The sequence below is a fragment of the Streptomyces sp. NBC_01485 genome, from assembly GCF_036227125.1.
Lineage (GTDB): Bacteria > Actinomycetota > Actinomycetes > Streptomycetales > Streptomycetaceae > Streptomyces.
In genome coordinates this window covers 8474056-8486622 of sequence record NZ_CP109435.1, presented here as the reverse complement: position 1 = coordinate 8486622, position 12567 = coordinate 8474056, and the positions used below count along the sequence as shown (strand labels likewise).

Genomic DNA, 12567 nt, shown 5'->3' with positions numbered 1-12567 from the left:
CGGCCCTGTCAGGTGATGTCCTCCGCGAGGATCAGCCGGGCGAGTTCTTGTTGCGGGGCCGGGACGGTGCCGGTGTGGGCCAGCAGGGGGATCGGGACGTTCAGGGCGTTGCGCAGCGAGGTGTGCAACTGGTCGCGCTGGCCGGCGTCCAGTGCGGTCTGGGCCGTGGCCTCGCCCTGCGGCGGGTGCAGGGCCCGGCCAAGCGCGGCCAGCGGGGCGAGCCAGTCGGCGCCCGCCGCCAGGTCCTCGCCCGGCGGCAGGTCACCCACCGCCGCGAGTGCGGCACGGGCCAGCGGCGCGTCGGAGTGGGCGTCTCCGCTGCCGTCGGTCTGGCTCAGCAGCCCGTTCCCGTAGGAGCGGACCGCGTGCAGCCGGGTGTCGTCCAGCTCGGGCGGGAACCGCAGGCGCGCCAGGCGGGGGTCGGTGAGGAGACGTTCGCGCGAGGCCCAGGCCCGGACCAGCGGCTCCACGTGGAGCGAGCGGGTCGCCCGCAGCCCCAGGTGGTGCGCGAGCAGGACCGCGCCCCTGGCGTGCGGCGGGCTGCTGCGGCCGTGCCGCTCCAGCAGGAGGGTCACGGCCAGGACGTCCGTCAGCTCCAGATCCAGGTCGGGTGCCTCGGGGTCGGGGGTCAGGTGGTAGGCGGCCGTGCCGTGCTCGGTCAGCCAGCGCCACAGCGCCTGTCGTGCGTCGGGCGAGAGCGGGGCCTCCGGCTCGCGCGGCAGCCGGTACGCCTCGGCGACGACGTCCTCGGCGGCGCAGGTCTGGAGCAGTGCCGCCTGCTTGGCGGCCGCGACCGTGGCCAGCTCCTCGGCCAGGCGCACAGGGAGGTCCACCCGGTGCAGACGGCTGCCGACCGGCACGACGCCGACGTGGCCCCGGCCCTGCGCGGTGTCCAGCCGCTCCACCTCGCACCACAGCGGCTGTCCCTGCTGTACGCCTTTCTCGCGGGCGGCCCGCAACTGCACGAGGACTCCGGTGGGCAGGGCGCGCGCCACCATCGGCCGCGGGTCGCCCGCCGCCCGCTCCCGGTCGCCGGCGGGGGCGACCCGGAGCCGGGTGCCCGGCCGCAGGGCGAGACGCGCGCGTTCCACGTCGCGTACGTGCAGCACCGACACCGTGTCGTCGGCCAGCCGGCGGACCCGCAGGGGCCGTGCGCCGTCGACGAGGGCGGCGCGCAGCTCCCCGGCCGTGGGGTCGGGCAGCCAGGACGCCCGCTCGGTGGGCATCCAGTGCCAGCGCCGGTCGCGTTCCGCCTCCAGCAGCAGACCGTGCGGCGGCCCGTCGGGCCGGTCCGGTGCGACCAGCACCCCGCGCGGTGTGGCGTGCAGTTCGTCGGCGTGGGGGGACAGCGGGGCGAGCGGCAGGCGGACGTGGAGGGCGGGAGCGGCGCCGGGTGCCCGGCCGCGGTCGCCGGGGGACGTCGTCTGGCACCACAGGCGCCGGCCGGGCCGGTCCTCCTGCGCCTCGTGAGGTGAACGGCCGCTGAGGAAGCGGGCGGCCTCGGCGGCCAGCTCCCGCGGAAGCCCGGGCACCACCTCGCTCAGGGGCAGCAGATGCAGTGCTCCCCCGCAGCGCACCACGAGGTCGCCGCCGGTCTCGGCGAGCCCGGTGCACAGCATCGTCGCCCGCTCGGGCAGCGTCCCGGTCGGCTGGTGCCGGCGGGACACGGTGACGGACTCCTCGTCCCACTGCTCGACGGTCACCGGCAGGCAGCCGAGCTGTTCCAGCAGCGCCGCCGGCTGCCCGGCGACCAGTTCGCGCAGCCAGGCTCCGCCGGGCCAGCCTTCCTCGGCCGCGCTGAGCTCGACGCGGCGGTGCGGCAGGCCGAGGAGGGTGAGGTCGCCGTGCGGGTCGAGGCCGAGCAGGGCGCAGTCGCCGGGCGCCGGGCCCGTTGCGGGGGCGGCGGAGAGGGTGTTGGTGGCGCTGTCCAGGACGACCGCCGTGGCTCCCGGCAGGGCAGGGTGCAGGGTGCCGCCGGGCGCGAGGCAGGTCGTGGGGTCGACGACGGGGTAGCGGCAGCGGAAGTGCTCGATGCCCAGTTCGACGCCGTTCCTGCCGGGCACGGGCCGCACGGGCAGCCACACCTTGTCGCGCAGGCCGGCCGACCAGGCGGCGCGGGGGCCCGGGCGCCAGTCCGACAGCCGCAGCCCGCGCGGTGCGGCGAGCGCGCCCCGGACCACCTCCAGACGTACCTGGTCGCCCGGGCCGAAGCGGTCCCAGGAAAGATCGGCCAGCGGGTGCCCGGACGGCCCCGTGACCAGCCGGCCGTGGACCTCGATGACGCGGCCGGGGCTCAGTTCGAGCCACAGACCGTAGGCGCCCCCTCCGCGCCGTGCCGGTCCGGCCACGGTGTACCAGGTGGGGCCGGGCGGTCGCGGGACCTCGGTCAGCGTGGTCGCGGGCAGGGCGAAGTTCCGCAGCAGCCGCTCGGACCGGTAGCGCAGGGTCCAGCGACCGGTCCCGTCGTCGTCGAAGAAGACGGGCGCGCGCCAGCGTTCGGCGGCGCCGGCGCCTGTGCCGCCCGCCCCGTCCGGCCGGCGTCTCCCCCACTGTGCGCGGATGTCCTCCGCGGTGCCGTCGGCGAAGCTGAGCCGGGACCAGGGGACGGGTCCCTCCGGCGCCCTGGCACCGCCGAGCGGCAGGGGCCTGAGGACGGCCTCCGCGCTGTCCCGGCTCCCCGTGTCGACGCGCGCGGCCCGCACCTGGGCGCGGGAGCCGGGCGGTACGGCCGTGGCCTTGCCCCCGCTGCGCAGCAGTACGGCGGTCTGCGGAAGCCGCGTCCTGCGCAGGCGGCTCGCCAGTGCGTCGGGCACGCCGACGGACAGCGCGGGCAGCCCTCTGACCCGGAACGCGGCACGGCTGTCGCCGCGGCTCGCGGATTCCTCGATGAGCGCGGCACGGCCACCCCTCTTCGGGTCCGGGTCCAGGTAGTCGTGGTCCGGTCGCTGTGCCAGGCCGACGAACAGCCCCAGCCCGCCACGCGGAGAGAGCCTGACCAGCGCCCCCTTCCCCTGTCGGCTCGCGAACTCCCGGGATTCGTGGGGCAGTTCGAAGAGGACGCCGGGCAGGATCTCGACCGTCCGCCCCCGCTCGTCGGCGACCACCGCTAGGAGCGAGCCCCCTGCCTGTCGTACGGCGCTGACGAGGGTCCGCCCGTCCCTGGCCGGCGCGGAGGTGAGCCTGCCCCGCCAGACGCCGGGCGTCTCGCCCTTCAGGACCTCGACGAGGAAGACGACTCCCCGGTACCGGAGGGCCGGGTCGGACTCCTCGCCCTGGCCGTCGCCGCCGACCTCGTCGTGGAGGCGGGGCAGCAGGTTGGGCCGTACGGAGAAGTCGCTGGGGGACACGCGCACCGTCAGTTCGGTGCCCTCGGGCTGGCGCACCGACTCCGGCAGCTTCAGGGTGAGATACGTGCCGTCGGCGTCGCGGGCGATGCCGTCGGCGACCATGAAGAGGCGGTTCCTGGCGGGTCCTGTCGCGTCGTGCGCCCCGATGAACTCCGGTTCCACGTAGTGGAAGGTCCGTACCTTGCCGTTGTTCTCGAAGTACCGCTTGTGGTCGAAGCGGGCCAGCACGCACAGTTCCGTCGCCTGGGCGCTGTCCCCCAGCAGCCGCAGCACCTTCTCCCGGTCGGACCTGGAGAGGTGGGCGGCGATGTTCACGTCCTGGTACCGCTCTTCGGCGCGCGGGACGAAGCGGGGTGTCAGCCGGACCCGTCTGATGTGTACGTCGCCGGTGGCCGGGTCGGCGAAGACGGTGACCTGGTGCACGAAGCCGACGTCCTGTGCCTCCTGCGCGACCCGGGTACCGGCCTGGACCTGGATGTCCCCCGACCGGAAGTCCACGGTGACCCGGCCGGAACCGGCCTCCTCGCGGTACTTCAGGCGCACCAACTGGTCGCCGTGGAACAGCGGGAACGCCTCGCCGCAGGGTTTCCCGTCGCAGGTGAGTTCGTCGCGGCGCAGCGCGACCGTGTAGCCCCGCCCCCACTCGAAGCGCCACAGGGTCTCCCCGCCCCTGCGGAACGTTCCCACGTAGTGCAGCCTGCGCGGCAGTTCGCACACGCGGCCCGGCTTCGCGGAGAGGTGGCGGGCGAACTCCACGGCGTCGAGCGGCGGCACTTCGCTGGTCGAGGCGACGAGTTCGCCGTCCGCCACGACGATCCGGGCCCTGACGTCGTTGCGGGAGTAGCGGACGGCCCGGACGAAAGGGGCGTCGTCGCGGCGGACCGGGACCCGGCAGTCGCCCACGACCAGCGTCCTGCCCACGAGGGAGCCCGTCTCCGTCGCGGGTTCCCCGTCGTCGTAGGCCTGGCGCCAGAGCTCCTTGCGGGTGCGCGGCCGGTTCGGGGCGGTCTTCGCGGCGGTGCGGGGGCCGGGGCCCATGTCGAAGCACCGGTGGAGGCCGATCGGGTGCTCGTCGGCCGGTGCGTCCTGGTGGGGGCCGTCCGAGGTGATCTCGAAGTGCGTCCCGGTGATCGGGACCTTGCCGGCCGCCACGATCTTGCCGGCCAGGGCGGCGGGCAGGGTGCCCACCGCGTGGGCGGTGCCGATCCGCGCGAGCACCAGCGACAGGTCGCGGTCCCGGACGGGGCGTGTGCCGAGGGCGGCTCGTACGGTGATCCGCGGGCGGGGGCGTTCGGCCGGGGGCGGGGCCATGACGATCTCGCCGGTGTCCCGGCGGGCGTACAGGGCGGATTCCTGCTGGCCCGGACGGCCGACGAGCCCCTGGAACTCCCACGGCGCCCCGGGTGTCTCCGCGGCCTTCGGCACCCGGTGCAGCGGGGTGCCCCGCACCTGCCGTGGGGTGAACTGCCAGCCGTCCTGCGTGCGCGTGCCGAGGAAGGTGGCGCCGACGTCGGTGACGGGTGCCCGGAAGGAGGCGGCGGGCAGTGCGCACAGCCGCGGCTCCTCGCCCGGGGCGCGCAGCCAGACGTCGTAGGAGTCGACCGTGTCGTCGCGCAGCGGTATCAGCTTGACGACGACACCCTCGACGGCGGTGTCCGGGGGTGCGGTCGTCCCGAGGCGGGCGCACAGTTCAGCGTCCGCGAGGGGCGTCACGCCCTGGCCGGGCCGCGCGGACACCGGACCGACCTGCGTGACGCGCACGGCGAGGCCGACGACGAGCTGCTCCTCGAAGACCAGCCCGGAGCGCTCCAGCAGGACCGGGAAGCCCGCGCCGGCCGTGGCCGCGACCGTACGCACCTGGCGGCCGGGGCGGCCCAGTGACCGGACCGGGACCGTGTCGCCCGGTCCGACCTGCCAGAACTCGTCGAAGCGCGCCCCGCTCGGGGGCTGTTCGGCGTCGTCCAGGCGTTGGACGCGCAGCAGGTCGCCGGTCACCCTGGCGGCGCGGGCGGCCTGCTCGTCCCAGGGCCGCGGCTGGAACAGCCGTTCCGGGCCCGTGCCGGCTTCCACTCCCTCGACGGCCACCCGGGCGGGAAAGCCGGCGCCCGATGGACAGCCGGCGATGTCCTCGACGGTCACCCGCCAGACCGCGACCCCGCCCTCGTCGAGGGTGGCCCGCCACGGCCGTGTCCCGGGTTCGTCGAAGAGGGCCAGCCAGTCGACGTTACGGGTGTCGCGGCAGTCCCCTGAGGCGAGGGCGGGCCAGCGGCCGTCGGCGCCGGTGGGCGGGTCGGGGAGCAGGTCCAGCCGTGGATCGGCTCCCTTGCCGAGCGCCACGTAGACGAGCATCCCGGGGGCGGGCGCCGCCTCCTTCACCTGGAGTTCGTCCTGTTCGGGGGCGCCCGGGCCGCGCGGCCCGGGGGTGAGGACGGCCGTGAGCGCTTCCGCGTCCGCCCAGTCCTGGGGCCGGAGCAGGTAGCTGCGGCCGGCGACGGTGAAGAAGCGCCGCGCCTCGAACTCCTCGGGGCCGTCCCCCTCCCCGTGGCCCGCGTACACCAGGACCGTCGCGCGCCGGCCGTCCGGCAGCGGGTACGGCAGGTCGTCGGCGACGAGTTCGGTCAGCGAGCGGTCGACGGGCAGCCACCGGCCCGTCGCCGCGTCCCAGCGTGCGAGGGTGGCGAGGGCCTCCGGTACGACGCCGTCGCCCCGCCGGACGACCACCTGCGAGAGGTCCGGCTCCCAGAGCACGGCGGTCGCTCCGCCGTCGACCACGTCGCCCGGTACGCCCTCCACGGCGACGCGCACCCTGCCGTCGTCGTTGCGGACACGGGCGCGGCGCACCTCGCCGTCGCGCGGGTCGGCGCGGCCCGCCCGGCGCGCCGTGTCCCCGGCCGCCTGCCGCCAGACCTGACCCGCCCCGTCCCACTGCACCTGCACCACACAGGGGTCGCCGACGGCCAGCTTCCCGCCGTCGTCGGCGGCCAGCGGCGACCCGGTGCCCCAGTTGATCCGTACCCCGGTGATCGGTACCCCGGCCGGTGCGCCGTCGCGCGCGCAGACCACGCCCAGGACGGTCCGGGGCTGCGGGCTGCTCCGCCAGGTCTCGAGCCGCGCCTGTCGTGCGTCCGGAACGAGGGTGCTGAGATCCGTGGACTCCAGTTTCCAGGGGCCGAGGTCGGACCACGGCTCGCCGGTCCGGTGCCGCATGCCCTGGGCGACGACCAGCCGGGGGTCCGCCCGCTCGTCCCCGGGACGGCCCGGCAGGCTCAGCGCGTACCGCTCCCACGACCGTACGAAGGTGTCCCCCAGGGTCTTCCCGGGGTCGGACGTCAGTTTCATGGTGGCCGCCGCGGCGACGAACGCGCGGACCTGCGCGTCGATCTGCGCACGGGCCAGCCGCCCGTCGATCACCTCCCACGGCCCGGTCGTCGGCTCGGGGGCCCGCTGCGCGTGCCAGTGACGGCGGCGGATCGCGTCCAGGGCCTGTTCCCGCAGCCGGTTCATGCCTTCCGGCGGCAACGGCCGCGCGGCCCCTGCGTCGTCATCGGGACCGGGCCTCAACGCCTCTTCCGACAGCAGGAGTTGGTAGTAGCGCGGCGCTTCGGCACTGAAGGCCACGACGCTTGCGACGACCCGTTCCAGGACGCGTCGGACCCGGTCCTGGGCGGCCACGCCCCGGTCCGGTGTCCGGAACATGTCCAGGGCCGCCTTGCGGATGAAACGGCCCAGTTGGTTGCGGTGGGTGACGCTGTCCATGAGCCGGTGCCAGGAAGTGAGCCACAGCTCGCCGCCGTCGATGGCGTCCGGCTGCTCCGCGTTCAGCAGGGCAGCCACCCTGAGCGTCTGCAGGGTCAGCGGGACGGCGCCGATGTCGGAGAGGAACGGCTCGAACGGCTTCCGATAGCTCTCCCACTCCTTCGGGTCGAGCGGGTCGGGGACGAGCAGGTCGACCCGCCCCTGGTACTGCTGCCATGTCTGCGCGTCGTAGCGGTCGGCGACGAGCAGCTCGTTCAGACCGAGTCCAGGCGATACCGCCGCGCCCTTCCGCTCGGCGTACTCCCGCTTCCCCCGGTTGCGCTCGATGAGCTGCGCCAGCCGGGATTCCGTCAGCCAGTCCCGGTCGATCTCGGCGAGGGCCGCCGTGCCGAGGTCCGGCGTGAAGTACTCGCCCAGCGACGTCAGGAACGGCTTGGTGGACGCGTACGTCTGCCAGACGGCGCTGTTGCCCTCCCTGAGTGCCTTCTCCGCGTTGGCCGCGTCCTCCACCCGGTCGAGGGGCAGGAGCCGGTCGACGGCCGTCGTCAGCACCCGGCGGGCGTGCGGCACGCTGCCGTCGAGCCAGTGCGGCCCGTGGGCCTCGTCGGTGCCGGTGAGCCGGGCACCGGCCGCGGACTCCCTGATCCAGTCCTGTGCGCCGTTGAACGCGGGGCGTGAGAACAACTGGTACCACTGGCCCTTGTCCTGGGCCGCGCTCACGTCGCCGGGGCCTTTGATCAGGAAGTCAGCGAGCACCGACACGGGGATCTCGGGGTGCAGGCCCCGCCCGGCGCGTCCCACGGTGAGATGGCCGTGCAGGACCAGCGCGGCCAGGCGGACGTCCACCGTCAGGTCGTCCGGACGGGACTGGGTGCGCAGGGAGCTGAGGAAGAACCGGCAACTGGAGTCGGTGAAGACGTCCTTGACGTGGAACAGGAACGCCACGGCCGGGTCGGTCGGCCGCTGCCCGGCGGGGTCCGCGGCCGGGACCGCATCGTGGGCCTCGCGCAGGAGCCGCACCGCGACCGGGGCCAGCGCGGTGACGCGCAGCAGGTCGAGGTGGTCCCAGTTCCGGTACCAGGTGGGCGGGGCCTGCTCCTTGCCCTTGAGGGAGAAGCGGTTGTCGGCCCGCCACATCCAGGGCGAGCACACCACGTGCGGGGGAAGGCCGTCGGGATCGTCGCGACCGGTGACCGAGGGCGCGCCGCCGGGCCGGTAGGGCTTGCGCACCATCGTGCCGATCCAGTCGACGGCCGTCTGCCGCTCGGAGTCGGTCGCCTCGGCGGTCGGCAGGACGGCCAGCGCGCCGCCGGACAGGGTCCGCTTCTCGTACCTGGCGGGCGCGCCCCACCAGCGCGCGGCCGACGCCAGCGCCTGCACGGGCGCTTCCTCGGCGAACAGTTCCCAGAGGACCAGTTGCCACAGGGCGGTGCGCATCCGCGCGTCCGCGATGCCGGCCGACCCGCAGCCGAGCCGGGTCAGCACCTCCCTGCCGCGCGTCCCGCCGCCGCGTCTCTCCCCGGCCCAGCCGCGCAGGAGCAGGCCGGTGCCCAACTCGGTCTCGAACCGCTGGGCGAGGTCTTCCAGGTCCCGCAGGTCGTCGGCGGACGCGTTGTCCCCGTCATGAGCGTCATGAGCGTCATGGGAGTCATGGGAGTCATGGGAGTCATGGGCGCGGGCGCGGAACCAGGAGCGGGCGGCGGCCGTCAGCAGATCGGGTTCGAGGTCCGCCGAGCCCTGTCCCGCGTGCCACACGGCCGTGCGTACGGTGTCGTCGGCCTCCTCGGGGGAGGCGGACAGGACGGCGTCGACGGCGACGAGCAGCGGCAGCCGTCCCAGCCGGTTCGCCAGCGCGTCGGTGACGACCTCGGGGCGGTCGTCCCCCACGCACAACTTGGCCGCGTCGCCCGGGTCCTGCGCCACGGCGGCCACCAGGAGGGTGAGCGCCAGAGTCTGGCGCACGGCGTCGCCGAGATCCTGGTACGGGATCGCCTCGGTGGGCACGGACGAGGCCCGCTGGCCACAGTCGCGCAGCAGTTCGGCGACCCGCTCGACGTACCCGGGGTGGGAGGAGCCGTCCAGGGCGTCCTTCAGCAGGTCGCTCAACGTCTGCCGCCGCGCGGGGTCGGCGGGCGCGGCCCACTCGACGAGTCCGTCACAGAGCCGGGTGGCCATGGCCAGCGCACCCACTCCGAACGTACTCACACCGAACGCACCCCCACCGGACTCGGCCCCACCGGGCTCAGCACCGTCATGCTCGGGTCCACCGTGCTCGGCAGCCCCGTGCTCGGCAGCCCCGTGCTCGGGTCGTCTGGCCGCCGCGAGGACGTGCGCGAGTCCGTGCAGCCGCAGCGAGGGCTCACACTCCGTCAGTTTCTCGACGGCGGCGGACAGTTGATGCTCGTCGCTCTTCTTCGAGCGCAGGATCTCGAGGATGTCGAGGTAGTCGGCGCTCTGCCGGATGGTGAGACCGAGACAGGAACAGAGGTACCAGGCAGCGAGCACGGGCTCTCCTCGTGTGTCGATGAGGGGTGGTGAAGGTGGGGCGCGATGAACAGGTGCGGGTCAGGATCGGACGGGAGGGCCGGAGGGCGGGTCGAGGGGCGGGTGCGGGGTGAAGAGTGCGCGGCGCAGGCCCTCGGCGAAGCGGAGGTTGTCGCCGTCGGGTTCGGCGGGTTTCTCGTGGAGGCCGACGGCTCGCCGCATCCACTCCGCGGGTTCACTCCCCAGCAGCTTCACGGACGCCCGCTCCAGCGGCCGGGACGCGAGCGCCGCCCAGCCTGCGGGGGACAGCCGACCGTGCGGGAACTGCCCGCCGACGGGCGCTAATTGACGTATCGTCAGGAAACGGCCGACGCCGGCCCGGAGCGCCATGTCCGCGGCTTCGTAGGTATCGAGGCCGAGCAGGAACTCCTGGTCGGCCGCTCTGCCGTCGGCCGTGTCACGGCCCTTGGGCGCGGATCGCAGATACTCCAGCACCCGGCGCAGCTCCCGGGAGACCTGACCGTCCCAGACCGGCCGCGGGACGGCCCGGGCGGGATCGTCCCCGCGTCGCAGGAGCCCCAGCACGACGCGGGTCCGCACCGGCTCGGGGAACAGGGCGGGCGGCAGCCACAGCGGGTCCACCGGCCTGGCGCCCGCGGCGAGTTCGCCTGCCTCGGCCGGCCCGGCGAGTTCGCCCCTCGACGCGGGAAGCCCTTCCGCGGCGGCCAGCCAGACGTCCAGGTGATCGTCCCGGGTGGCCGCGGCGGCCAGGGAGGCGTAGCGCTCCTCGTCGTCGTCCCGCTCCAGCGCGAGAACTCTGAGCAGGGCCTCTATCTCGGGTCGGGTGCCGACCCGGAACAACTCGGCCGCCAGGAACTCCGGTTCCCTCAGCAGAGCAGATCCCTCCTCGTCCTCCTCCAACTCCTGAATGACCCGCCTCGCGTCGTTCAACCGCCGCTCGGCCAGGGCCGGTTGATCCCGCTTTCGCTTGTAGCGGTCGACCCTGTCGCGGACCGCCAGGCGACCGGCGGTGCCGGCCGTCGAGCCGCCCGCCGCCGGACCGGGCTCCGTGGGGGGCTGCCAGGCGGTGTCCCCCCATCGCACCCGGGTCAGCACCGCAGGTGCGATCACCGAGCCGTCGTCCCGCGCGGGCAGCGACCCGGCCGCCTCTTCGGCGGCGCTGAGCAGGGCTTCCTCGTCGTCCCCTCTGATGTGCAGGACCATGGCCGCGCCGGGAAGCAGCGAGGCGATCGCCCGCATGAGGTCCACCGCGGGGCGGACGGCGCCCGGAGCGCAGCCGCGGGGTGCGTCCCAGCACACCTCGAACCCCATCGAGGAACCGTCGGGCTGCGCTTTCAGGTGCGCGCTCCAGCCGTACGGGCGGGAGACCAGGAGGTTGAGGGCGTCCGAGGAGCCCGGGAGCTCGCCGCCGTCCCTGTGCAGCACCTCGTACCACTGCCTCCGGGGTAACAGCGCGGTCCCGGCGGCCGTCTGCTGGCCGAGGGCGGCCGGCCGCCCGTGCGGTTTGGTGACTGGGGACAGCGGGCCGTACTCGACGAGGTGGAGTTCGTCGGCGAGCCGGGTGCCGGGCCGGTCGGCCAGGACGCCGCGGATCGGGCCCCGGTCGAGGCCCCAGAGGACGTCGAGCCGGCACGGACCCTTGTCGTATACGAGCCCGCCCGCCATGGCCCGCTCCCGCGACACGACGGGAAACGCCGCGAGTTCCTCTCGGGCCACGACCGGCGCCGGTGGCCGGAACCGGGCGTCCGGCACGGACGCGGAGGTGTGCAGTACGGGGAGCCAGCCGGACTTCGGTACGGCGGCGCGGGCCCGGGCCAGCGCGTTCTCCACGGAGTCGCCGTCGTGCAGCCCGGCCAGGAACTCACGGGTCAGCTCGGCCGCCACCTTGTCGTCGACCAGGCCGCGCATCCCGATCACCCACGGCACTCCGCCGTCGACGAGCGTCCCGGCCACGCTGCTCCAACCACTGGCCGTGTCCGCGACGGCGGCGCCGCTCTCCGTGGCCGTGGCCGTAGCCGTAGCCGTAGCCGTAGCCGTGTGGCATGCGGCGAGGACGGCGACCTGCACGTTCGCCTCGCGAAGTGTGTCGGCGAGGTCGGCCGAGGTCATCAGTCGCAGATCCTCCCGGCCGTCGGGGCCGGTGACCAGGATGCCGTCGGCGGTGCCGTGGCCGCCGAACACGAACGCCCAGGCGCGCGTGGCGAGGGCTGCGCACAACTGGTCGCGGCTGATGGGGTCTTGGGGCACGACCGGCTCGAACCGGGTGCCCTGGAGCCGACCGGCCGCCTGGAGGGCGCTGACCGCGGAGACGTGCCCTCCGGCACCGGGCTCCCCGGTCAGGAGTCCGAAGCGCCCGTGGCGGTCGAAGACGTCCAGCGCGGTGGCCACGACCACCGGCCCCTTGGCCTCGCGCGCGAATGCCTCCGCTTCCGCCGGAAGGAAGGAGTCGACACGTCTGCGGGCCACGGAGACCGTCTCGTGGCGGTACAGGAACTGCCATTCCGGTCCGGCGCCCGTGGTGTTCACGTTCACGACGCTGATCTCCCAGGGGACGGAGGCCAGTTCGGGGTCGGTGGTCTCGATGCACAGCCGGACTCCGGCCCGCCGCTGACGGGCGTCCTCCAGAGCGGTCCGGAAGCGGGCGTCGACGACCGCCCTGGGAAGCAGCGCGTCCCCCATGCCACGCGCTACGAGGGATTCGGTGGTGCCGCGTTGATCGAACTCCGCGGCGAACCGCCGTACGCGGTCGAGGTGAAGAGACCTGCCGGGGACCTGGACGCCGGCCTCCACCGCGTGCACGTCGAACCAGACCCGCCCGGAGCCGTCCCCCGCCACATCGGTTTCTCCGGCCTCCCCGGTGCCGTCCGTCGGGGACGTCCTCCTGACCAGTCGAACGGTGAAGTCCCGGTACTCACAAGGCCTGTTCTGCCCGACCACCGTGCCGTGCTCCCTTGCCCGG

At 74.6% G+C, this 12567-nt stretch carries 2 protein-coding genes; both read right to left on the bottom strand.

Annotated features, from left to right (window positions below):
- Positions 1-8: 8 nt before the first annotated feature.
- Entirely contained in the window at positions 9-9608 is a 9600-nt protein-coding gene (locus OG352_RS37120) for a hypothetical protein (RefSeq protein ID WP_329222966.1), read from the bottom strand.
- 60 nt (positions 9609-9668) lie between these two features.
- On the bottom strand, positions 9669-12443 hold the full coding sequence (locus OG352_RS37115; protein WP_329222964.1) for a CHAT domain-containing protein: 2775 nt from the start codon (positions 12441-12443) through the stop codon (positions 9669-9671).
- Positions 12444-12567 lie beyond the last annotated feature (124 nt).